The organism is Streptomyces sp. NPDC026377 (genome assembly GCF_055567715.1).
Genome location: NZ_JBVHPV010000001.1, coordinates 909,606 through 931,568, shown reverse-complemented (window position 1 = coordinate 931,568; position 21,963 = coordinate 909,606). Strand labels below are relative to the sequence as shown.

The 21,963-nt window shown below is 73.9% G+C and carries 17 protein-coding genes, 5 tRNA genes and 1 riboswitch; of the genes, 7 read left to right on the top strand and 15 right to left on the bottom strand.

Annotated elements, in window-relative coordinates:
- Window positions 1–2,112, bottom strand: a complete 2,112-nt coding sequence (locus ACZ4MU_RS04110; protein WP_467870530.1) for an asparagine synthase-related protein — start codon at window positions 2,110–2,112, stop codon at window positions 1–3.
- Window positions 2,113–2,815: 703 nt separating this feature from the next.
- Here ACZ4MU_RS04110 and ACZ4MU_RS04105 point away from each other — a divergent pair.
- The 4 genes from ACZ4MU_RS04105 to ACZ4MU_RS04090 all read left to right on the top strand — a co-directional run bounded on the left by ACZ4MU_RS04105 (window position 2,816) and on the right by ACZ4MU_RS04090 (window position 7,836).
- Entirely contained in the window at window positions 2,816–4,231 is a 1,416-nt protein-coding gene (locus ACZ4MU_RS04105) for an MFS transporter (RefSeq protein WP_067162776.1), read from the top strand.
- A 70-nt stretch (window positions 4,232–4,301) separates the two neighbouring features.
- The gene (gene lhgO, locus ACZ4MU_RS04100; RefSeq protein ID WP_467870528.1) at window positions 4,302–5,510 is read left to right on the top strand and encodes an L-2-hydroxyglutarate oxidase; all 1,209 of its coding nucleotides are present in this window, start codon (window positions 4,302–4,304) and stop codon (window positions 5,508–5,510) included.
- Between the two features lie 40 nt (window positions 5,511–5,550).
- A complete protein-coding gene (gene trmB, locus ACZ4MU_RS04095; protein WP_467870526.1) occupies window positions 5,551–6,333 on the top strand; it encodes a tRNA (guanosine(46)-N7)-methyltransferase TrmB in 783 nt (260 codons plus the stop codon).
- 54 nt (window positions 6,334–6,387) lie between these two features.
- Window positions 6,388–7,836 carry a PrsW family glutamic-type intramembrane protease gene (locus tag ACZ4MU_RS04090; RefSeq protein WP_467870524.1) on the top strand — a complete coding sequence of 483 codons (1,449 nt, stop codon included), beginning with the start codon at window positions 6,388–6,390 and terminating at the stop codon, window positions 7,834–7,836.
- Window positions 7,837–7,875: 39 nt separating this feature from the next.
- Here the strand turns inward: ACZ4MU_RS04090 and ACZ4MU_RS04085 are convergent, their stop codons facing one another.
- The 14 genes from ACZ4MU_RS04085 to ACZ4MU_RS04020 form a co-directional block, all read right to left on the bottom strand.
- A complete protein-coding gene (locus tag ACZ4MU_RS04085; RefSeq protein WP_467870523.1) occupies window positions 7,876–8,820 on the bottom strand; it encodes an aldo/keto reductase in 945 nt (314 codons plus the stop codon).
- Window positions 8,821–8,881: 61 nt separating this feature from the next.
- Entirely contained in the window at window positions 8,882–9,961 is a 1,080-nt protein-coding gene (locus ACZ4MU_RS04080) for a M23 family metallopeptidase (RefSeq protein ID WP_467870521.1), read from the bottom strand.
- A 12-nt stretch (window positions 9,962–9,973) separates the two neighbouring features.
- Window positions 9,974–10,155: riboswitch (cyclic di-AMP (ydaO/yuaA leader) on the bottom strand.
- Window positions 10,156–10,310: 155 nt separating this feature from the next.
- Window positions 10,311–11,459, bottom strand: a complete 1,149-nt coding sequence (locus ACZ4MU_RS04075) for a PP2C family protein-serine/threonine phosphatase (RefSeq protein WP_467870518.1) — start codon at window positions 11,457–11,459, stop codon at window positions 10,311–10,313.
- A gap of 118 nt (window positions 11,460–11,577) precedes the next feature.
- Window positions 11,578–11,874 carry a hypothetical protein gene (locus ACZ4MU_RS04070; protein ID WP_467870517.1) on the bottom strand — a complete coding sequence of 99 codons (297 nt, stop codon included), beginning with the start codon at window positions 11,872–11,874 and terminating at the stop codon, window positions 11,578–11,580.
- 100 nt (window positions 11,875–11,974) lie between these two features.
- Window positions 11,975–12,048: transfer RNA gene (locus tag ACZ4MU_RS04065), tRNA-Met, on the bottom strand.
- 65 nt (window positions 12,049–12,113) lie between these two features.
- Window positions 12,114–13,181, bottom strand: a complete 1,068-nt coding sequence (locus ACZ4MU_RS04060; protein ID WP_467870516.1) for a PhlD — start codon at window positions 13,179–13,181, stop codon at window positions 12,114–12,116.
- Between the two features lie 143 nt (window positions 13,182–13,324).
- Window positions 13,325–14,200: an MmyB family transcriptional regulator gene (locus ACZ4MU_RS04055; RefSeq protein WP_467870514.1), complete on the bottom strand. Its 876-nt coding sequence runs from the start codon at window positions 14,198–14,200 to the stop codon at window positions 13,325–13,327.
- Window positions 14,201–15,001: 801 nt separating this feature from the next.
- Window positions 15,002–15,074: transfer RNA gene (locus ACZ4MU_RS04050), tRNA-Lys, on the bottom strand.
- Window positions 15,075–15,214: 140 nt separating this feature from the next.
- Window positions 15,215–16,822 (bottom strand): amino acid permease, encoded by a 1,608-nt coding sequence (locus tag ACZ4MU_RS04045; protein WP_467870512.1) that lies wholly within the window; start codon window positions 16,820–16,822, stop codon window positions 15,215–15,217.
- Window positions 16,823–16,952: 130 nt separating this feature from the next.
- The gene (locus ACZ4MU_RS04040; RefSeq protein WP_467870510.1) at window positions 16,953–19,208 is read right to left on the bottom strand and encodes a DEAD/DEAH box helicase; all 2,256 of its coding nucleotides are present in this window, start codon (window positions 19,206–19,208) and stop codon (window positions 16,953–16,955) included.
- A gap of 232 nt (window positions 19,209–19,440) precedes the next feature.
- The gene (locus tag ACZ4MU_RS04035; protein ID WP_467870507.1) at window positions 19,441–19,998 is read right to left on the bottom strand and encodes a hypothetical protein; all 558 of its coding nucleotides are present in this window, start codon (window positions 19,996–19,998) and stop codon (window positions 19,441–19,443) included.
- A 254-nt stretch (window positions 19,999–20,252) separates the two neighbouring features.
- Window positions 20,253–20,615, bottom strand: coding sequence for a fluoride efflux transporter FluC (locus tag ACZ4MU_RS04030; RefSeq protein ID WP_467870506.1), 363 nt, complete (start codon window positions 20,613–20,615; stop codon window positions 20,253–20,255).
- On the bottom strand, window positions 20,612–21,115 hold the full coding sequence (locus ACZ4MU_RS04025) for a fluoride efflux transporter FluC (protein ID WP_467870504.1): 504 nt from the start codon (window positions 21,113–21,115) through the stop codon (window positions 20,612–20,614). Before ACZ4MU_RS04025 ends, ACZ4MU_RS04030 begins: the two co-directional genes overlap by 4 nt.
- Complete coding sequence (locus ACZ4MU_RS04020; RefSeq protein WP_358836015.1) at window positions 21,112–21,462, bottom strand: metallopeptidase family protein; 351 nt, start codon at window positions 21,460–21,462, stop codon at window positions 21,112–21,114. The genes ACZ4MU_RS04025 and ACZ4MU_RS04020 overlap by 4 nt, the downstream gene beginning before the upstream one ends.
- Before the next feature lie 188 nt (window positions 21,463–21,650).
- Here ACZ4MU_RS04020 and ACZ4MU_RS04015 point away from each other — a divergent pair.
- The 3 genes from ACZ4MU_RS04015 to ACZ4MU_RS04005 all read left to right on the top strand — a co-directional run bounded on the left by ACZ4MU_RS04015 (window position 21,651) and on the right by ACZ4MU_RS04005 (window position 21,935).
- Window positions 21,651–21,723: transfer RNA gene (locus ACZ4MU_RS04015), tRNA-Glu, on the top strand.
- A gap of 39 nt (window positions 21,724–21,762) precedes the next feature.
- Window positions 21,763–21,837: transfer RNA gene (locus ACZ4MU_RS04010), tRNA-Asp, on the top strand.
- A 24-nt stretch (window positions 21,838–21,861) separates the two neighbouring features.
- A tRNA-Phe gene (locus ACZ4MU_RS04005) sits at window positions 21,862–21,935 on the top strand.
- The last annotated feature ends 28 nt before the right edge of the window (window positions 21,936–21,963 follow it).

Below are 21,963 nucleotides of genomic sequence, written 5' to 3'. Positions count from 1 at the left end.
CTACGCCCGTAGGGGTGGGCGGGAGCGGGTTATTCCTCCCGCCACCGCCCGCTGCTTCGGCGCAGCCGCCCCCGTCCAGCACGTACCCCGCCGCGCCAGCAGCCGCCGCAGCCACAGCTCCGTGGAGACCAGGTCCGCCAGGCCGTCCAGCGGGAGGCGTTCGCCCGCGGCGGCGGCCCGCAGGGCGCGGCGGACCGTGCGGGCCTCGATCAGGCCCGCGTCCGCGAGCAGCGGGGCCTCGAAGAGCGCGATCAGGGGGTCGGCGGCGCGGCGCAGACCCGCGCGGACCGCCGCCGTGGACGAGGCGTGGGAGTTCGCGCCCCAGCCGGACGGCAGGTCCCGCACCCCGGAGCCCGCCAGGACCGCCCGCAGGATCGCCGCCCGCGCCCCGGGCTGTACCCGCAGGGCCTCGGGCAGGGCGCGGCACGCCCGTACCACCTGGTTGTCCAGGAACGGCGCGTGCAGCCGCTGGCTGCGGATCTCGGCGGCCTGCTCCAGGACGCGGTGGTCGGCGGCGTAGCGGGCGAGAGCCGCGCGGGCCCGTGCCTCGCCCGGCCGCAGCACCGTCGCCGGACGCGTCGCCGACGCCATCAGCCGGATCGATACTTCAGCCAGCGCCTCCCCGGTGAGCCACCGCGCCGCAGGTCCGGGCCGCGTCCAGGCCAGGGAGGCCAGCGAGGCGTCCAGCGGGGTCTCGGCCGCCGCGTCGACGAGGTCGGCGTCGCGCCGCAGCCGCTCGGCCGCCGACTCGATGCCCGCCCGGTACGGCGTACGGGCGAGTCTGCGGGCCGCCCGGTACACGGTCAGCGGGACGAACAGGGAGTGCGCGGAGGGGCCGCCCGCCTTGGCCAGCGCGGCGGCGGGACGCAGCAGATGACGTCGCTGACGGTCCATCAGCAGGTCGGCCAGCCGCGCCGGGTGCGCGTCCAGGACCTGGCGGGCCCCGCTTCCCGTGAAGTGGTCCGCGCTGCCCGCCGCCAGCCGGCGCCGGTGGCGCTCCGCCATGACCAGGGAGGGGCCCGGCTCGTCGGTGAGCGGTCCGGCCAGCTCCGCGTAGGGCAGGGCCTCCTCGTCGCCCGCCACCACCACGTGGTGCAGCCGGGGGTTGGCCGCGATCGCCCCGGCCCGCTCCACCTCCGCCTCGCCGCGCCTGCCGGGAACGGCGAGGTCGTTGAAGGTGACCGCGAGGAGCCGTTCGCCCGCGCCGGTTCCGTGGCCCAGCACCGTGCCGGGGTTGCCGGGCAGCCCGGCGGCGAGCAGGGCGAGGGTGGCCGACGCGGGGCCGCCCGAGAGGTCGGCGCCGATGCCGGGGGCCGGGCCCCCGCGGGCGGCGCGCCGCTCGGCAGGGCCCATGCCGGGCACCGGCCCCGGGTCCGGCGGGAGGGTCTCGGGGGCGTGGCGCGGCGCGGTGAGCCGGGCTCGTACGGCCGCGACCAGGGCCTCCCGTACGCCGTTCACCGCGCTCTCCTCGTCCACCTGGGCGGCGGCGACGGCGAGCGAGGCCATCGGCTCGTACCCGGTGATCTCCCGCGAGCCCTCGCGCAGGACGAGCGCGTGGCCGGGCGGGATGCGCCGCACCCCCACGTAGGGGGTGGAGTCGCCGAGCGCCTCGGGTACGTCGGGGCAGGCGAGCAGCGCCGCCAAGTGGCCGATGTCCAGCTGGGCTTCGATGAGGTCGGCGAGCGGGAGGGCGGCCGTGGCGTACGCGGTGCCGCTCGCCCAGGGCGTGTAGAAGACGGGGCGGGCACCGGCCAGGTCACCGACGACAGTGACCCTGCGGCCGACCTGGGCAACTGCCGTATAGCTGCCGGGCCATGCCGACAGGTGCCGCAGTGCGCCCCCGCGTGCCGCGAACAGCCCCACCCGCAGCTCCTCGTCGCTGGCGGCGCAGCAGCCGAGCACCGCGAGCCGGGTGTCCGCCCCCACGCTGACCACGCGGATCTCGTCGGGGCGCCAGTCACCGACCGCCCAGAGCGGGTCGGGGTCGCCCCACAGCAGCTGCGAGCCGACCGGATGCACCGTGCGCCCCTCCTCGGGCGCGCCCAGGGCACCGGCCGTCCCGGCGGCGCCGAACCGCGCGGCGACACTGCTCCAGCCCACCAGCCACCGCATCGCCGCCTCCACAGCCTGTGGACAACCCGTCGCCCGCGCCGACAGAACCGGGACAAGATACAGGCCTGCGGTTCTGAGGTCGCTCGGGACCATGCTGCCATGACAATGGCGTGCGGGAGGGGCCTCGGGGTAGCGCGCGCAAAAAGTGAACGCGCTCCCATGAATGGCCGATTGACAGCTCCCCAGCCGCGCGCACGCGGCGTTTCCGGGTGGTGCGGGACCGTCGCTTTTCGGCCAACTTCACCCCGGGCGCGCGTGGCGGACGCCTCGGAGCGGGCATGAAACCGGCAGCGGAGCCGGCCCACGGGACCCCCAGTCCGGGAGGCGCTGTCCGCCTCCCGGACCGGTCCGCCGCCCGCGGGGATTGAGGCGGCGGTGTCCCCCAGCCCACTGGATCCAGTTCAGCGGGCCGACCCACGCACCTGACATGGAAGCGCTGTCCGCCCTCGGCGGGCCAGAGCGCACGCACCGCGCACGGCCACACACCCGGAGCACACACCCCTGGCCCCGACGGGTCCGTACGGACAGCAATCCCGCCATCCGGAACGCCGCCCCTTAACGGTAGGGAGGCGGCGAACTACGCTGGGTGCACTGCTGTTCTCCGCGGGCGGCATATTCCTGGGGGCACGGCCACACGCTTGTGCGGCCGGACGGACCCCGGGGCGCGGCCCCGGGGGACGCCGTCTGTGTCGAGGGGTGGCGCATGTCCAGGGAGCAACGCGGGCCGAACGAGAAGCTCGGCACCGTTCTCGCCCTCGCGGGAATCAGCAACGCCGGACTGGCCAGAAGGGTCAACGACCTCGGTGCGCAACGCGGTCTGACGCTTCGTTACGACAAGACATCGGTGGCCCGCTGGGTCTCCAAGGGGATGGTGCCGCAGGGCGCCGCGCCCCATCTGATCGCGGCGGCCATCGGCGCCAAGCTCGGCCGCCCGGTGCCGCTGCACGAGATCGGGCTCGCCGACGCCGACCCGGCGCCCGAGGTCGGTCTGGCGTTCCCGCGCGACGTGGGCGAGGCGGTCCGCTCCGCGACCGAGCTCTACCGGCTCGATCTGGCCGGGCGGCGGGCGGGCGGCGGCATCTGGCAGTCGCTGGCCGGATCCTTCGCGGTCACCGCGTACGCGACCCCGGCCTCCCGCTGGCTCATAACCCCCGCCGACTCGTCGGTGGCGCGCGACCACGACGGGGCGGCCGGGACACCGCTGAAGGTCGGCCACAGCGATGTGGCCAAACTCCGCGAGGCGGCGGAGGACGCCCGCCGCTGGGACTCCAAGTACGGGGGCGGGGACTGGCGTTCGTCGATGGTTCCCGAGTGCCTGCGGGTGGACGCGGCCCCTCTGCTGCTCGGCTCGTACTCGGACGAGGTCGGCCGGGGCCTGTTCGGGGCGACCGCGGAGCTGACCAGACTGGCCGGCTGGATGGCCTTCGACACCGGCCAGCAGGAGGCCGCGCAGCGCTACTACATCCAGGCGCTGCGCCTGGCGCGCGCGGCGGCCGACGTGCCGCTGGGCGGCTATGTGCTCGCCTCCATGTCGCTCCAGGCCACCTACCGGGGCTTCGCCGACGAGGGCGTGGACCTCGCGCAGGCGGCCGTCGAGCGCAACCGGGGCCTGGCGACCGCCCGCACCATGAGCTTCTTCCGGCTCGTCGAGGCACGCGCGCACGCGAAGGCGGGGGACGCGCTCGCGGCCGGCGCCGCGCTCAAGGCCGCCGAGTCGTGGCTGGAGCGCTCCCGGGACGGCGACGCGGACCCCTCCTGGCTGGGCTTCTACTCCTACGACCGCTTCGCCGCCGACGCGGCCGAGTGCTACCGCGACCTGAAGGCCCCGCGCCAGGTGCGCCGCTTCACCGAGCAGGCGCTGTCGCGTCCCACCGAGGAGTTCGTGCGCTCGCACGGCCTGCGGCTCGTGGTCTCGGCGGTGGCCGAGCTGGAGTCGGGCAATCTGGACGCCGCCTGCGCCGCGGGCACGCGCGCGGTGGAGGTCGCGGGACGGATCTCCTCGGCACGCACCACCGAGTACGTACGGGACCTGCTGCACCGCCTGGAGCCCTACGGGGACGAGCCGCGCGTGGTGGAGCTGCGGGAGCGGGCCCGGCCGCTCCTGGTGGCCCCGGCGTAGATCACTTCCGCCACGGGTTTACCGGCATTGTCAGTGGGCCAGTGCACTATCTGGGGTGGGAGGTGTGGTGGTGACCGCGTACGACTGTGACGTGCTGGTGATCGGCGGCGGGATCGTCGGTCTGTCGACGGCGTATGCCCTGGCCCAGGCCTCGCCCGGCACCCGGGTGACCGTCCTGGAGAAGGAGCCCGGCCCCGCCCGCCACCAGACCGGGCGCAACAGCGGGGTGATCCACAGCGGCATCTACTACCGTCCCGGCTCCCTCAAGGCGCGGTACGGGGTGCGGGGAGCGGCCGAGATGGTGGCGTTCTGCGCCGAGCAGGGTCTGCCGTACGAGGTGACCGGCAAGCTCATCGTGGCCACCGACCGCACCGAGCTGCCGAGGCTGCACGCCCTGGTCCAGCGCGGCCGGGAGAACGGCATCCCGGTGCGCGAGCTGGGCCCCGCCCAGATCGCGGAGTACGAGCCGGAGGTCCAGGGCCTCGCCGGGATCCACGTCGCCACGACCGGCGTCTGCGACTACCCGGCGGTGGCGGCCCGCCTGGCCGAGCTGTCCGGAGCCGAGATCCGGTACGGGACGGAAGTCCTCCGGATATCGCGCCGCCCCGACTCGGGTGTGGCCGTGCGCACCTCGACCGGGGCGGTGATCCGGGCCCGGGCGCTGGTGAACTGCGCGGGGCTGCACTGCGACCGGGTGGCACGCCTGGCCGGGGACGACCCGGGGATGCGGATCGTGCCGTTCCGGGGCGAGTACTACGACCTGGCGCGGCCCGGCCTGGTCAAGGGCCTGGTGTATCCGGTGCCGGACCCGGCCTTCCCCTTCCTCGGGGTGCATCTGACCCGGGGGATCGGCGGCGGCGTCCACGTCGGGCCGAACGCGGTCCCGGCCGCGGCCCGCGAGGGCTACGACTGGCGCACGGTCCGCCCCGCCGAGCTGGCCGCCACCCTGAGCTGGCCCGGGACCTGGCGCATCGCCGCCCGCCACTGGCGGTACGGGGCGGGTGAGATCCACCGCTCGCTCTCCCGCCGCGCCTTCACCGAGGCGGTCCGCCGACTGCTCCCCGACGTCCGGGACGAGGACCTGCGCCCCGCCCCCTCCGGGGTGCGCGCCCAGGCGGTGCTGCGCGACGGCACCCTGGTCGACGACTTCCTCATCCGCGAGGCGCCCCGCACGATCCACGTCCTGAACGCCCCGTCCCCGGCGGCCACCGCGTCCCTGCCGATCGGGCGCGAGGTGGCCCGGCGGGCGCTGGGGGTGCTGGGGGCGGCGCGGGTGTAGCGGGCCGTCGTCGGGCCGCGGCACGTAGAATCGGCTCATTGTGTCTGAGCTGCCGCCCCCCGCCCCCGCCCGTCGCCCCAAGGGCGAGCCCCGGTTCCCCGGGGGTCCCGTCGCCGACCCCGCCGGGTCCCACCACGAACGGCGCATCCGCAGTTTCCAGCCGCGCCGCAGCCGGGTGACCACCGGCCAGGGCGAGTACCTGGAGCGGCTGTGGCCCCAGTGGGGCCTCGACATCGACGGGCACGGCACGCTCGACCTGGACGAGATGTTCGGCGGGCTGCCGGTCGTCCTGGAGATCGGCTTCGGGATGGGCGAGGCGACCGCCGAGATGGCCGCCGCCGACCCCGGCACCGGCATCCTCGCCGTCGACGTCCACACCCCCGGCCAGGGCAACCTCCTCGGCCTCGCCGAGCGCGGCGGCCTCACCAACGTCCGGGTCGCCAACGGCGACGCGATCATCCTGCTGCGCGAGATGCTCCCGCCCGAGTCCCTCGACGGGCTGCGCGTCTACTTCCCCGACCCCTGGCCCAAGAAGCGCCACCACAAGCGCCGCATCATCCAGCCCGACTTCCTCACCCTGGCCGCGCCCCGGCTCAAGCCCGGCGCCCTGCTGCACTGCGCCACCGACTGGGAGCCGTACGCCGAGCAGATGCTTCAGGTGCTGACCGCGCACCCCGCGTTCGAGAACACCCAGGCGGACGGCGGATACGCGCCCAGGCCCGCGTTCCGGCCACTCACCCGCTTCGAGGGGCAGGGCCTGGACAAGGGCCATGTGGTCCACGACCTGCTCTTCACCCGCGCGGCCGAGCTCCCCTCCGCCTGACGGCGACCCCACGCACCGTCGCGGATTGTCCCTACCCCTCGTTAGGGTCGTCTGGTGTCGTCCGAGTCGCTTCCGCAACGCCAGCCGCCGGGCCCGCTCCAGCCGGTCCCGGAGCGCGGCGCCGAGCCCCGGTTCGACGCCGTGCCGGAGCGCGCCAAGTGGCGCTACCGGCCGCGGCGCGACTTCTGGCGCTCCAGGGCGCTGCGGGCCGGCGCGCTGATCACCCTGCTCGCCCTGTGCGGTCTGGTCATCTTCGCGATCGTGCGGGACCAGACCGGCACCGAGGGGTTCCTGGTGGGGCTCGCGCTCGCCGTGCTGCCGGTGCCGCTGCTGGTCACCGCGTTCCGCTGGCTCGACCGGGTGGACCCGGGCCCCTGGCGCAACCTGCTGTTCGCCCTCGCCTGGGGGGCGTGCGCCGCCGCCCTTGTGGCGATCATCGCCAACTCGTTCGCGACCAAGTGGATAGCCACCGCGACCGCCGACCCGTCCTCCGCCGACCACCTGGGCGCCACCGTGATCGCGCCGGTCGTCGAGGAGAGCGCCAAGGCGGCGGCCGTGCTGCTGCTGTTCCTTTTCCGCAGACGGGACTTCAAGGGGATAGTCGACGGCGTCGTCGTGGCGGGCTTCACCGCGACCGGCTTCGCCTTCACCGAGAACATCCTGTACATCGGCAACGCCTTCGGCGAGGACCAGGTCAGCCATACCGCCGGGCTCGCCTCGACGACGGCGGCGACGTTCTTCGTCCGGATCGTGATGTCGCCGTTCGCGCACCCGCTCTTCACGGTCTGCACCGGCATAGGCTTCGGGGCCGCGGCGCTCGCGGCCCCGGGCCGCCGCAGGCGCCGGATCTGTCTGCCGGTGCTCGGCCTGCTGTCCGCGATGGGGATGCACGCGCTGTGGAACGGCTCGTCCTCGTTCGGGACGTACGGCTTCTACCTGGTGTACGCCGCGTTCATGGTGCCGGTCTTCGGTCTGCTCACCTGGCTGGCGGTCTGGAGTCGCCAGCGGGAGCTGCGCACGGTCGCGGCGGAGCTGCCGGCGTACGCGGCGGCGGGCTGGCTGGGCCCGGCCGAACCGCTCGCGCTCTCCTCGATGCGGGCCCGCTCGATGGCCCGCGACTTCGCCCACCGCACCTTCGGGGGCAAGCGGGCGGCCCGGACGGTCGCGGAGTACGAGGCGTTCGCGACGGCCCTGGCGTTCCTGCGCCGACGGGCCCGCCACTCCCAGGCCGGGCCGGACTTCACGGCCCGCGAGCAGGAGCTGCTGCACCACCTGTGGGCGCGCCGGGAGGTGGCCGGCCCCGCGCTGCTGTACGCGGCGGGCGCGGCGGGCCGCGTCTGGATCCCGTCGCAGCCCTACCCGTACGGCCACCAGGCCCCGTACGGGAACCAGAGTCCGTACGGGAACCAGCCGCCGTACGGCTACCCCCGGACCCCGTACGGCAGCCGGCCCCCGTACGGCTACGGCCAGGCCCCCTCCCCGTACAACCCCTACCGGCGCTGAGGTCTACGGGGCCTATGGGATCTACGGGATCTACGAGGTCTACGCCGAGGCGGTCTTCAGCTCGCTCAGCTCCGCGTCCGTGAGCTCCAGGTCCGCGACCGCGAGGAGCGCGGGCAGCTGCTCGACGGTCCGGGCCGAGGCGATCGGGGCGACCACGGTCGGCTGCGCGGCGAGCCAGGCGAGGGCCACGCTCGCGGGCTCGACGCCGTGCGCCCGCGCGACGCGGTCGAGCGCGGCCAGCACCTTCACGCCCCGCTCGGTACCGAGGTGCTGGGCGGCGCTCCCGGCCCGGGCGCTCTCGACGTCCTGGCCGGGGCGGTACTTGCCGGTGAGGAAACCGGAGGCGAGCGAGTAGTACGGCACGGCGGCCAGGCCCGAGCGGCCCGCGGTGTCCTGGAGGGCGCCCTCGTAGGTGTCGCGCGAGACCAGGTTGTAGTGCGGCTGGAGGGCGACGTACTTGGCCAGGCCCTCGCGGTCGGAGAAGTCCAGCGAGTCCTGGAGCCGCTCCGGGGAGATGTTGGAGGCGGCCACCGCACGCACCGTGCCGTCCTTGACCAGCTGGTCGAGGGCGGTGACGATCTCCTCGACGGGGACGGACTCGTCGTCGAAGTGCGTGTAGTACAGGTCGATGTAGTCGGTGCCCAGGCGGCGCAGCGACTCCTCGGCGGCGGCCTTGATGGTGGGGGCCGCGAGGCCCTTGAAGGAGGCGTGCGCGCCGCCCTTGGTGGCGATGACGACGTCCTCGCGGTTGCCGCGCGCCGCCAGCCACTTGCCGATGATCCGCTCGGACTCACCGCCCTCGTTGCCCGGGACCCACGCCGAGTAGACGTCGGCGGTGTCCACGAAGTTGCCGCCCGCCTCCGTGTACGCGTCGAGCACCGCGAACGAGGCGGCCTCGTCGGCGGTCCAGCCGAAGACGTTGCCACCCAGGGCGAGCGGGAAGACGGACAGGTCGGAGGAGCCCAGGGGGCGCAGAGTGGTCATGGGGGGTGAACGGGCTGACGGTGCACGCCTATTCCGCGCCCCCCGTCGCCGGGCGGGCGCCCTACGGATTCAGGCCCTTCGACCGCAGCCACGCCATCGGGTCGACTCCCGAGCCGCCCGGGGTGTGCACCTCCAGGTGCAGATGCGGACCCGTCACGTTGCCGGTGGCGCCGACGCGGCCGATGGTCTCGCCCGTCGTCACCTTCTGCCCGGCGCTGACCGCGATGGAGGACTGGTGGCAGTACCAGACCTCCGAGCCGTCCTCCAGCTCGACGACCGTGCGGTAGCCGTACGAACCGGACCAGCCGGCCGACTTGACCGTGCCGCCGTGGACCGCCTTGAGCGGGGTGCCGGTGGGGGCGGCGAAGTCGAGGCCGGTGTGGTGGCCGGAGGACCACATCGAGCCGGCCTCGCCGAAGGTGGAGGTGATCGTGTACGAGGCGACCGGGAGCGAGTAGCTCCTGGCGAGCTCGGCCAGCCGCTCCTGCTCGGCCTTCTTCGCGGCGGCCTCCTCGGCGGCCTTCTTCTCCGCCGCCGCCTTCTGCTGGGCGGCGCTCTGCGCGGCCTTCGCCTCGGCCGCCGCCTGCTGGGCCGCGGCCTTCTCGGCGGCCGCCCTGGCCTCGGCGTCGGCGCTGCTGCGCTGCTGCTCGGCCTGCTGGAGGATACGGGCGCGCAGGGCCTCGCCGGCACCGGTGGCGCCCTGTTCGGCCGCGGCCGGGGAGACGCCCGCCATGGTGAGGGGGGCGTTCGCGACGGCCTGGTCCGCCTGGGCCTGCGGTGCGGCGCCGGGCCTGTCGTCGCCCGCGATACCGGTGATCAGCGCGCCCACGCCCGGCAGGGACTTCACATCGGGGAGATTGTCCGCGACGGAGTCGGGCAGGGATATGGAGACCGGCGGCTTGCTCTGCGCGGTGGCCATGCCTCCCGCGCCGACGGCCGCGATGACGCCGACGCCGAGGACGGTGGAGCTGCGGGCGAGCCCGCCGCGCTGCTTGATCACGCGGTGGCGGCCGCGCACCGAGGACACGGATTCCTCCGTGGGGTTCCACTCCTCCCACACCTCGGTGTCGCTGGGCGCGGTCCCGTACAGGGTGACGGGGGGAAGCGGCGGGGTGCCGAGGGCAGGCTCGTTGGACGCCACGGGGCGGCGTGCTCCTTTCCTTCCTATCGCCTACCGGGTTGGCGGTGGGGGTCCCCCCCTGCTCCTTGAGAGTTCGGGGGAGGGTTCGGAGCAGGAAGGTCTCCTACGGGCACTCTTCGGCGGTGCGAAGGTGCTCGATTCACCCCAAGGTGGTGGTTCCCCGGTTCCCTTGCGGAATTCGGCGCGTGCGCACGGTGCCGCCTCTACGACGGCTGGGACGACCGCGCTGCGTTATCGAACGTTAATAGACAGGCGGACCGGATTCCAAGCCGTTCCCCCTAATCGCCGGCGACAGTAACTGACGTTCCGTCATAAGGCATGCGCTCGGGCGTCGTTAGGCCACGGCCCGTCACGGCACCACCGGCATCGTCCGCCGCCGCTCCGGCTGTCGCGCCCCGGGCCGCCCCACCGCCAGCAGCGCCATGTCGTCGCTCGCGCCCCCGCCCGTATGTCTGCGCACATCGTCGACGAGCGCGTCCAGGACCTCCTGCGGCCCCGGGAAGATCCGGCCGCGCAGCCGCTCGTGCGGGTCGTAGAAGACCCCGGGCGGCCGGGCCGAACGCGCCTCGGAGAGGCCGTCGGTGTAGAACAGCAGCGTCGCCCCGAGCGGGAAGGGGTACGTGTCCGCCCGGTCCGGCCACACCCCCAGCTCCGCCATCCCCAGCGGCAGCGCGGGATCAAAGGGGGCGAGCGCGTCCAGTGCCCCGTCGGCGTGGAGCAGCAGCGGTTCGGGATGGCCCCGGTTCACCAGGCGTACGGCCGTGGCGTCGCGCGGGATCTCGGCGAGCACGGCCGTGGTGAACCCCTCGACGGCGTCCAGGCCGTCGCGCCGGGTGCCCTCCCGGGTCAGCGCGCGCTCCAGCCGCCCGGCCACCGCCTCCAGCGTCTCCTCCTGCTCGGCCGCCTCCCGGAACGCCCCGATCACCACGGCCACCGCCTCGACCGCCTCAAGCCCCTTGCCGCGTACGTCCCCGACGACCAGGCGCACCCCGTACGGCGTGTCCTGGACGGCGAAGAGGTCCCCGCCGATGAACGCGTCCGCCTGCGCCGCCTCGTACCGCGCGGCCACCTGGAGGCCGCCGATCCGCTCGGCGGGCGTCGGCAGGACGGCGCGCTGGGCGGTCTCCGCGATGACCCGTGCCGAGGCCAGGCGTTCGCCGCTGCGGCGCAGCATGCCGTTGGTGAGCAGGGCCAGTACGCCCACGGTGGTGACGGTGAACAGCTCGCTGACCGCCTCCCCGGTGCTGGGGATGTCGTGGAAGTACTCGGTGAACAGCACCGCCCCGACCGCCGAGGCGCCCGCGGCGGCGGTGCCGCGCGGGCCGAAGAAGGGGGCGGCGATCAGCGGGGCGGCGGCGAACAGGGCCGCCGCGGTGAGGTCGGGCGGGGTCGTCACGTCGAGGACGACCCCGGCGACCAGCAGCAGCGCGGGCAGGGCGCGCACGAGGGCCGGACGCCGGGAGCCCTCCCGGCCGCCGCCGTCCGTTCGCTGCCGCACCTGTGGTCTCCCGCCCGTCCGCAGGGGCGCCGCCGTTCCCTCGCGCCCCACCCAGGGTGCCGGGCCGGGCCGCCGGCCGCGAACGCTCCTCCGCCAACCGGGTGCGCTCCGCGGCCCCTCAGTGCCGGTCGGCGCCGGTCGCGATCAGCCGAGCCCGGCACCGGCGGGGCCCGGCCCGGCCGTGCACACAGGTCCCCCGGGCGTGGCGGCGGGCCGCCGCCGGGCCACCGTGGGCGGTGGGGACGCCGCCCTTGGCGTGCGAGGGCGCGGAGATCCAGGGCGCGGCGGGCGACAGGGGCAGCGAGAGCGGCAGGGAGAGACACATCAGCAGCGCGCACAGGGCGAGGAAGAGCGGCACCGCGGGCGCTCTGCGCCGCGTCGCCGCCCGCGGCGGTCCGCCCGCATGGTCGCGCATAGCAAACGCGAGACTACTGTACGCGCACGCGCTCGCGCGGCGGGGCGGGGAAATGCCGAAGGCCCGGCACATTCGCATGTGCCGGGCCCAAGGACTTCAGTAGCGGGGACAGGATTTGAACCTGCGACCTCTGGGTTATGAGCCCAGCGAGCTACCGAGCTGCTCCACCCCGCGTCGGTAAACACAACTGTACGGCATGCGGGACGGTGCTCCGTACCGCTTTACGGACCGCACCGCGCTCACGCCGACCAGTGGCCGCGCGAGGCGGCCAGCACGAAGCCCGGACCGAAGCCGATGATCAGGCCGGACTGCCCGTCGGCGGGGGCCTGGGCGAAGGTGCGGGCCAGCACGTCGAGGACGGCCGAGCCGCCCAGGTTCCCGTTGACGGCCAGGCTCGCCCAGGCGTGCCGCAGCGCGCCGTTGTCGCGGTCGCCGTCCAGGCCGAACCCGGCGGCCGCGTCCTGGAGCACCCGGGGTCCGCCGGGGTGGACGACCGCGAAGTCCAGGGCCTTGCCGCTGCCGCCGAGCCAGCTGCGCACCGCCGGGAGGCTGTCGCCCAGCGAGGCGGTGGCGGCGGTCGTGGAGTCGAAGTGGAGCCCGGCCCCCGAGAGGCGGCCCCGGTAGCGGTCGAGGCTGTCGGGCAGGACGTACTCGAAGGTGTCCTCGATGACGAAGCTGGGCCCGCTCCAGGCCGGGGCGCCCGAGACGACGACCGCGCCCGAGCCGTCCCCGAAGAGCACCTTGTAGATCATCGACTCCCGGCTGGTGTCGGTGTGGTTGTACGTGGCCGTCGACAGGCACTCCGCGACGACGACCAGGACGTGGGAGCCGGGGTGGGCGGCGATGTCCTGGTCCGCCCTGACCAGGCCGTGCGCGCCGCCCGCGCAGCCCACGGTGGCCATGGGGACGCGGCGCACGTCCGGGCGCAGGCCGAGCGCGCGGACGAGGCCGATGTCGAGGGACGGCACGGTCCAGGAGGTGGTGTGGCTGGTGATCAGGCAGTCGATGTCGCTGGGGGCGAGGCCGGCGTGGGCCAGGGCCTGTCGTCCGGAGCGGACGGCGAGTTCCAGGGCGTCCTCGTATGCCGCTCTGTTCCGCTCCTCGACGGTGGCATTTCCGGCCACGGTCGGGGCGTGCAGCGGCCGGGTGAAACGGCGGGTCCGCACGGTGGTCGCCCGGGCGATCCGCAGGTGCGCCTCCAGCCGGGGCCGGTCGGGGTTGGCCCGCCGGATGTCCTCGCAGATCTCGTCCGTGGCGATGACGTGGTCGGGCAGGGCGACGGCGGGGAGGGCTATGTGAGCGGGCACGGGTGGGCTCCCTCTAAGGGCCGGCGGGCGAGAGCTCAACTTAACTGAGACGGCTGGAATTCGTCCCTGGAAAGGTGCACGGAGCTCAGCCGGAAGGAGTCATTCCGCGCGGCCCCCGTCCCTCGGCCACGCCGGTCGCGCGCTCAGCTCGTCAGCGGCGCGCTCAGCACCGGATGGCGGCTCACGAGAGAGGCGCCCGGGCTGTAGAGGAGCAGCATCACCCGGGCCCCGGGCGAGGTGACGGGCTCGGCCACACAGGTGGTGACCCAGCCGGGCCCGTACCGGCTGTGCCGGATGGGCCGCTCCGAGCCGTCCGGGTACGGGACCGGGGTGTCCCCCGCCTCCCGGTAGAGCGGGCCGGCGACCGGGTCGGCCTGCACATCGGCCTCCAGGTGCCGCAGCTCCGTGTGGTTGGGCCGCATCTCCACGGCGTGCCGCAGCTGCGGCAGCACCAGTGGCGCCCAGCGGTCCGCCCAGTCGGTGAGGACGTCCTCGCGCGCCCGGGGGTCGAGGGTCATCCAGCGCATGGTGTTGGCCGGAACCTCACCGCCCGGGAAGAGCTCGGCGAACGCGGTGTTGTGGGCGAGCAGGTTCCAGGCGGCGTCGGTGATGTAGGCCATCACCCCGTCGATCTGCTCGACGACCCGCTGCCAGACGCCCGGGACCGACATCCCGGAGTCGCGGTGCAGGGTGTACGGCGGGTACTCGCGCCGGGTGAGCCGCCACAGGAACGTCCACTCCTGCTCGTTGAGGCGCAGGGTGCGCGCCACGTTCGTCAGGAACTCGGCGGTGGGGTTGAGTTGCCCGTTCTCGAACCGGTTGTACGTGCCCGGGGTGCGCTCCAGCAGCAGGTCCATCTGCTCCTGGCTGAGCCCGGCGACCCGTCGGCCCGGCCCCGCCTGGCGCGGCGGAAACCCGGCGGACTCCGGGTGGATGGCGGCGCGCCGCTCCCGCAGGAGCGTCTTGAGGGCCATACGGTCACGTGCGGCGAGCGGCGGCAAGGCGGGACCTTCGTTCACGGGGAGACGGGGACGAACGGCTGTCGCCGTGGCGGGACGGCGGGGCGGGGGCGTGGGGGGCCCGGGGCGACGTGTTGCGACATGTTGTGACGTGACGGCGACCTGATGCGGGTTTGGTGCGGGTGATGCGGCTTGGTGCCGCTGGCTGATGGGGCCGGCGCAGCCGGCTGACGCGATTTGGTGCTGCTGACGCAGCTTGCGGGGGCTCTGGCGTGTGGCGGGCGCTCCCCTCCCTCCCCGCCCCGGGGCCGGATGTTGATGGCTGGATCATTATCTGCAATTCGGCCCCCTGGAAAGGGGGCGGGGTGCCCCTCCACACTGTTGCGCACGAAGTCCCCAGGGGCTTCGTGCGTATCGACCCAGGTGAAAGCGGTTGCTCGGTGTGCTTCATCGAACGCCGTCCACCAGGGGCGCGGCGGCTGTCCCTGTGCCGCGGGGACGACCGGCGTAGACGCACCCAGAACAGCGGCCGGTGTCGACAATCGCCACGACGTCGCGTCCTCGACACCGGCCGCCCGCGGCGCGCCGGAGAGCAGCATTCCCCCGTCTCCGGCCAGCCCCGGCATGCGGGCCGGGGCTGAGACGGCCGGCGCCGTGGAGCCGCTCCCTTGGGCGGACCCACGGCGCCGGGCGTGTGCGTACGGGCTCCGCCGTCCGTGCGGGAAGCCGGTCCCGCCCTCCCCTCAACTCCTTGCTGGGCGGCCGCGATCCCCCCGAGACAGCAGAACGCCCCAGCCGAAGATCCCCGGCTGGGGCGTTCGTTCGCAGGTCAGAGGCTACGAAGCCCCGTCCCGCGCCCGGTAGGCCATGTCGGACTCGAACCGACAACCAACGGATTAAAAGTCCGCTGCTCTGCCAATTGAGCTAATGGCCCCTGGCATACCGCACCCCCGCAGCATAGCCCGACCCGGCCCGGCAGCCGATCGGGTATCGGGTGCCGGGCCCGTTGCGGCCCGTTCGGGTGCCTTCGTGGCCGATACGCGCAGGTCACGTCGGACGGCGTGGGCGGGCGTATCAGCGGGGACCGGAGTCCGGCGCTTCGGTGGGGAGCGGCGCGGGTGCGGCAGTGGGGAGCGGGGCCGGCGGGCGCAGGAACCAGTGGCGGGCCGAGGCCGCCCACCACGCCGTCGCGAAGCCCAGCACCACCAGCACCGCCACCGGCGCGTAGTTGAAGTTCTCCCACGTCACCGGGGACAGCTGCGGCAGCATGAACAGGACCGTGATCAGCGCCACCCAGGCCACCGCCGCCACACCGACCGGGCGGGACCAGCGGCCCAGGTGCCAGGGGCCCGGCGTGAACGCGTCGCCCTTGATCAGCCTCAGCAGCGTCGGGATCACATACGCGATGTACAGGCCGATCACCGCGATCGATGTCACCGCCGCGTAAGCCGTCACGTTGATCAGATACGGCAGGCCCAGCGCCAGCGCGCCCACCGTCGCCAGCCACACCGCCGCCACCGGGGTGCGGGTGCGGGGGCTCACCGAGTGCCAGACGCGGGAGAACGGAAGCGCGCCGTCGCGCGAGAACGCGTAGATCATGCGGGAGTTGGCCGTCACCGACGCCATCCCGCAGAACAGCTGCGCCCCGATCACGACGAGCAGCAGGAGCTTGCCCGCCGTCGCCCCCAACGCGTCCAGGAGGATCTGGGCCGGGGGCGCGCCGGTCGCCGAGCCGAGCTCGTCGTCGTAGGACTGGATGGCGTAGGTGAAGCCGAGGAGGAGCACGAAGCCCGCTATCCACGACGTCCAGATCGCGCGCACGATCCCGCGTGGGCCCGCCGTCGCCGCGTCGTGGGTCTCCTCCGTCATGTGCGCGGAGGCGTCGTAGCCGGTGAAGGTGTACTGGGCCATCAGCAGGCCGAGCAAGCCGACGTAGAGGCCGCTGCCCCAGCCCGTGTTGTTCACGTAGTGGGTGAAGACGAACGCGGTGGAGCGGTGGTGGTCCGGGGCGAACGCCAGCGCGCCCGCGATCGCCGCCACGCCCAGCACGTGCCACCACACGCTCACGCTGTTGAGGAGCGCCACGATCCGTACGCCGAAGGTGTTCAGCAGGCCGTGCAGGAGCAGGATCGCCGCGAAGAGCGCGATCGTACGGCCCGGGGTCACCCCGAAGTCCCACTGGAGGTTCAGATACGCGCCCAGGAACGACGCCGCGCCGAAGTCGATCCCGGCCGTCACCGCGACCTGGCCCAGCACGTTGAACCAGCCCGTGAACCAGGCCCAGGCCGCGGCGCCGCGCTCCGGCGCGAGGCGGTGGGCCCAGAAGTACAGGCCCGCCGAGGTCGGGTACGCCGAGCAGATCTCGGCCATCGCCAGGCCGACCAGCAGCGTCATCAGGCCCACCCCGACCCAGCCCCAGGTGATCACGGCCGGGCCGCCGGTGTTCATGCCGAACGCGTACATCGTCAGACAGCCGGAGAGTACCGAGATGATGGTGAACGAGACGGCGTAGTTGGCGAAGCCGGACATCCGGCGGGCCAGCACCTGGGTGTAGCCGAGCTGTGCCAGCCGCTCTTCGTCGGACGTCGCCGCGCCGGTCGTGTGCACCGCGCCGCCGCCCGCCGGACCGAGATCCTCCGGCGCCCCGTGGGCGTCCGGATTCGTACCCGCGTCGCTTGTCATGCCCCCAGCGATTCCCTCGCGGGAGGGCCGGCATGCGCCACCTCCGGCCCAAAGAAGCCCCGGTATGCGGAAGGGCCCGTACCGCACCCCTGGGGTGCCGTACGGGCCCTTCACTCACTCAGTCGACGGATCAGCCGTTGCGCTTCCAGCGCGGCTTGTCGTCGCGGCGGCCGAAGGAGCCGGTGTTCGTGCCGGTACCGGTGCCACCGCGGTGGTCGTCACGGCGGCCGTAGGGACGGTCACCGGTGCCGCCGGAGCGGAAGCCGCCCGAGGGACGGTCGTTGCGGTCGCGGTTGAACGGGCGGTCGCCGCCACCGGAGCGGAAGCCGCCGCCGGTGGGACGCTCGTTGCGGTCGCGGTTGAAGCCGCCACCACGGTTGTCGTCACGGCGCTCGAAGCCACGGTCGTTGCGGTCACGGTTGAAACCGCCCGAGGGACGGTCGTCGCGACGGAAGCCGCCACCACGGTTGTCCCGCTCGTTGCGGTCGCGGTTGAAGCCGCCCGAGGGGCGGTCGTCACGGCGCTCGAAGCCACGGTCGTTGCGGTCACGGTTGAAGCCACCGGACGGACGGTCGTCGCGACGGAACCCGCCACCACGGTTGTCGTCACGACGCTCGAAGCCACGGTCGTTGCGGTCACGGTTGAAACCGCCCGAGGGACGGTCGTCGCGACGGAACCCGCCACCACGGTTGTCGTCACGGCGGTCGTCGCGGCGGAAGCCACCACGGTCGCCACGGTCCCCGCGGTCGTCACGACGGCCGAAGTTGCCCCGGTCGTCACGGCGCTCGTACGGGCGCTCCTGGGCGACCGGCTCGGCGGCCACCACGGCGGCGGCGACCTCGGCCTCGGCGGCCACGGCCACCTCGGCGACGGCGGCCTGCGGGTCCTCACCGCGCTCACGGGCGGAGCGGGCGACCAGGCGGTCGGCCTCCTCGCGGAGCTCGGCGGCGCGGCGCGTCAGACGCTCCAGCTCCTTGGTGAGCTCGGCGACCTCGCGCTCGGCCTGCTTGGCGGCGTTGTTCGCGGAGTCGGCCTGGACCTCGGTCAGCGAACGGGCGCCGGTGATCTCGGCGACCTCCGGGTCGAACGCGCCGGCGCTCTGGATGATGTGGCGCGAGGCGTCGACGCCCGCGTCCTCCATCAGCCGGAAGATCTGGCGGCGCTGGTGCGGCAGCGACAGCGACACGACGACACCGGACTTGCCGGCGCGGGCGGTACGGCCCGAGCGGTGCAGGTAGTCCTTGTGGTCACCGGCCGGGTCCACGTTGAGGACCAGGTCGATGCCGTCGACGTGGATGCCGCGGGCGGCGACGTCGGTGGCGACGAGGGCGTTGACGTAGCCCTTCTTGAAGTCCTCCAGGACGCGGGTGCGCGCGCCCTGGGTCATGCCGCCGTGCAGCGCGTCGGCCTTCACGCCAGACTCGCACAGCTGCTCGGCGATGCGGTCCGCGCCCAGCTGGGTGCGGACGAAGATGATCGTGCGGCCCTTGCGGGCGGCGATGGCGGCCGTGACCGGCGCCTTGTCCTTCGGCTTCACGACCAGGACGTGGTGGGTCATCGTCGAGACGTTGCCCTGCGCGCTGTCGACCTCGTGCGTGACGGGGTTCGTCAGGTAGCGCTTGACCAGGGTGGAGATCTCGTTCTCCATGGTGGCGGAGAAGAGCATGCGCTGGCCGCCGCCGGGGATCTGGTCGAGCAGCTCGGTGACCTCGGGCAGGAAGCCCAGGTCGGACATCTGGTCGGCCTCGTCGAGGACGGCGACCTGGACGTTGGCGAGCGAGCAGGCGCCGCGGTTGATGAGGTCGCGCAGACGGCCCGGGGTGGCGACGAGGACGTCGACGCCGCGCTCCAGGGCGTAGATCTGGTTGCTCATCGAGGTGCCGCCGCAGACGACCTTCATCTTCAGGCCGAGCACGTCACCGTACGGCTGGAGGGCGTCCGCGACCTGCATCGCGAGCTCACGCGTCGGCGTGAGGATGATCGCGCGGGGCTTCTTCTTCTCGGTGTGGCCGCCGGTGAGCTGCGCCAGGGTCGGCAGACCGAAGGAGAGGGTCTTGCCGGAGCCGGTGCGGCCACGGCCGAGGATGTCCTTGCCGGCCAGGGCGTCCGGAATGGTCGCGGCCTGGATCGGGAAGGGGCTGGTCACACCGTTCTGGGCGAGCTTGCGCACGACGCCCTCGGGCAGACCGAGGTCCGCGAAGGTGACGGTCGGCTCGGCGGCCTCGGTGACGTCGGCGGACTGGGCCTCGACGGCCTCGCCCGCGGCGAGGACCTCGACGACCTCGGCGGTCTCGGTGACCTCGGGGGCCTGGGTGACGACGGCCTCGGCGACGACGATCTCGTCGTTCTCGGGCATGACGGTGTTGTCAGTACTGGAAATGGACATGCGAAATGCGAAACCTTCCGGAGTCTCGGCACGCGCCCGTCAACTCCGTGATTCGCAATTCGACCGCCTCGATGCGGTCAGCCACGGCTAGGGAGAGTACGCGCCACACGGCGCTCTTCTGTGTCGGCGCCGGGCAATGGGATCAAACGATCTACCACCATACGCACTCCCCCCGCAGGAGCGCAAACCGCTCCCTTGCGATCCACCTCACATCGCCCCTCCCCCGCCCCCGCTACACCGGCCCGACCTGCGGAGACGCCGCCGGTTCGGCCCGTGAGGCCGGGCTCCCCCCGAGGTCGCGCAGGGCCGTGGTGCGGGTGTCGGCGGCCGGGGAGGCGGACGGCGAGTCGCTCGGCTTCGGGGTCACCGGCGGGTCCGGCGGCGGCTGGCTCGTGGGGGGCGCGGGCGGGCTCGGCGAGGCCGGCGGCGGGGAGGGGTGCGGCGGGGGCGCGGAGGGGCCGCCCGCGCTGCCGCCGCCGGGCGGAGCCGGGTTCTGGGCCCGGGGGCGGCCGCCGGGCGAGACGGCGGGCGCGCCGGGCGCCGAACCGCTCGGGCTTGCGGCCGAGGACGCGCCCGGGGACGGCTTGGCGCCGTGCTTGCCGGAGCGCCCCTTGCCGCCCCCGGCGGAGACCGCGGCGACCCCCTCCGACTCGACCACCGCTCCGTCGCGCCCGACCGACACCGACGGCTTTGGAGCCTTTCCGTCGTCCCTCACACTCATGCAGCCCGCCGACGCCGCGACCACCAGGGCGGTCACGGCCAGACGGGCGGGGGCGGGCAACTGGCGCACGGGGGGCCTCCGGAGCGCGGGCGGGGCAGGGTCGCCCTGACCAACTCCCTTTCCCCTGCCGGGGACACGCCCGGGGCGCCGCCGGTACGAACGGGATTCCGACGGGTGGTCCCGCGGTGGCGAATCCGGTCCCACCCGATCAGGTCGGGGCGGACCCGGTCGTGTTGGCGCCGGTCCGCGCACCTCCGCCGTCCGCCCGGAGGGCGCACGCACCGGGCGCGCCGGGGCGCGGGCGGGGGCTCGAAGACGGGCCTTTACGCCGGTGTGCCGCCGGTGAGCCCCGCCCCGAGGAAGACCGCGCCGAGCCCGACCAGCACCGACGCCGCCACGTTCGCGGCCGCGAGGAACCGCCACCCCCGCTCGGCCAGCCGGAGCGTCTCGTAGGAGAACGTCGAGTACGTGGTGAGCGCGCCGCAGAGCCCGGTGCCGAGCAGCGCGTACGTACCGGAGGAGGCGGTCGCGCCCGCGAGCGCGCCGAGCAGCAGGCTTCCGGCCGCGTTGACGACGAACGTTCCCCAGGGGAACACCGAGTCGTGGCGGGCCTGCACCGCGCGGTCGGTCACGTACCGCAGCGGCGCGCCGACGGCCGCGCCCACGATCACCAGGAGCCACGTCATGTCCGCGCCACCCGCTCCGCCCCGGTCCGCGCGGCCAGCACCCGCCGGGTCGCCCCCGCCGCCAGGCACACCGCGCCGAGCGCGCCGAGGAGCGTCCCGGCCGCGTAGGCCGCCGCGAGGCCCGGCTGCTGCCGGGCGAGGAGCCGGGCGACCTCCACGGCGTAGGTCGAGAAGGTGGTGAAGCCGCCGAGCACCCCGACCCCGAGGAACGGCCGCGCCAGCGGGTGGGCGCCGCGCCCGCCCTCGCCGATCAGCGGCATCAGCAGGCCGATGAGGGCGCAGCCCAGGACGTTGACCAGCAGGGTCGACCAGGGGAAGCCGCCGCCGTGCACCGGCCAGGCCAGCGCCAGGCCGTACCGGGCGCTCGCCCCCAGCGCCCCGCCCGCCGAGATCACCGCGAGCACCGGCCACTTCGCCCCGCCGGCCGTCTCGGCGCGCTGGGCGGGAACGTGGAGGTCGACGTCCGGGTCGATCGCCTCCGGCCGCTCGGGCGCGCTCACCCGTAGCCCAGGGCGTGCAGCCGCTCGTCATCGATGCCGAAGTGGTGGGCGATCTCGTGGACGACGGTGACCTCGGTCTCGGCGACCACGTCCTCCCGGGACTCGCACATCCGCAGGGTGGGGCCCCGGTAGATGGTGATCCGGTCGGGGAGCACACCGGCGTACCACTCGCCGCGGTCGGTGAGCGGGGTCCCCTCGTAGAGCCCGAGCAGCTCGGGGTCGTCGGTGGCGGGCTCGTCCTCGACGAACACGGCGACGTTGTCCATCAGCCGCGTCAGCTCCGGCGGGATGCGGTCCAGCGCCTCGGCGACCAGTTCCTCGAACTCCTCGCGCGTCATCTCCAGCACGCGGCCATTGTCACGCATGGGGCGCGGAGACGCCCCGGGCGCGCGCCCCCGGCCCGGGTCCGGGCCGCCCCAAGGGCCCGCGCGGGGGCACCGACGGGCCGCCGGGAAACCGTTTTGGCGATAGCTCCTTCCATCCCATATGCTTCTCACGTCCCCGACGCGCTGCGAAGCGCCCAGGTGGGCCCTTAGCCCTCATCGTCTAGTGGCCCAGGACGCCGCCCTTTCAAGGCGGTAGCACGGGTTCGAATCCCGTTGGGGGCACGCATCACCGTGTGCGAGACTAGTGCTCGCACATTGCATGGTCCTGTGGAGCAGTTTGGAGTGCTCGCCACCCTGTCAAGGTGGAGGCCGCGGGTTCAAATCCCGTCAGGACCGCTGGTGTTTCACGTGAAACACCGTGGCTGGGTAGCTCAGTTGGTACGAGCGATCGCCTGAAAAGCGATAGGTCGCCGGTTCGACCCCGGCCCCAGCCACAACCGGAAGGCCCCGTCCCCTGGACGG

Excerpts from the sequence above, each read along its gene's own strand:
- ACZ4MU_RS04110 (WP_467870530.1), bottom strand. The coding sequence starts at position 2,112 with ATGCGGTGGCTGGTGGGCTGGAGCAGTGTCGCCGCGCGGTTCGGCGCC.
- ACZ4MU_RS04105 (WP_067162776.1), top strand. The coding sequence starts at position 2,816 with ATGTCCAGGGAGCAACGCGGGCCGAACGAGAAGCTCGGCACCGTTCTC.
- ACZ4MU_RS04085 (WP_467870523.1), bottom strand. The coding sequence starts at position 8,820 with ATGACCACTCTGCGCCCCCTGGGCTCCTCCGACCTGTCCGTCTTCCCG.
- ACZ4MU_RS04070 (WP_467870517.1), bottom strand. The coding sequence starts at position 11,874 with ATGCGCGACCATGCGGGCGGACCGCCGCGGGCGGCGACGCGGCGCAGA.
- ACZ4MU_RS04045 (WP_467870512.1), bottom strand. The coding sequence starts at position 16,822 with ATGACAAGCGACGCGGGTACGAATCCGGACGCCCACGGGGCGCCGGAG.
- ACZ4MU_RS04040 (WP_467870510.1), bottom strand. The coding sequence starts at position 19,208 with ATGTCCATTTCCAGTACTGACAACACCGTCATGCCCGAGAACGACGAG.
- ACZ4MU_RS04030 (WP_467870506.1), bottom strand. The coding sequence starts at position 20,615 with ATGACGTGGCTCCTGGTGATCGTGGGCGCGGCCGTCGGCGCGCCGCTG.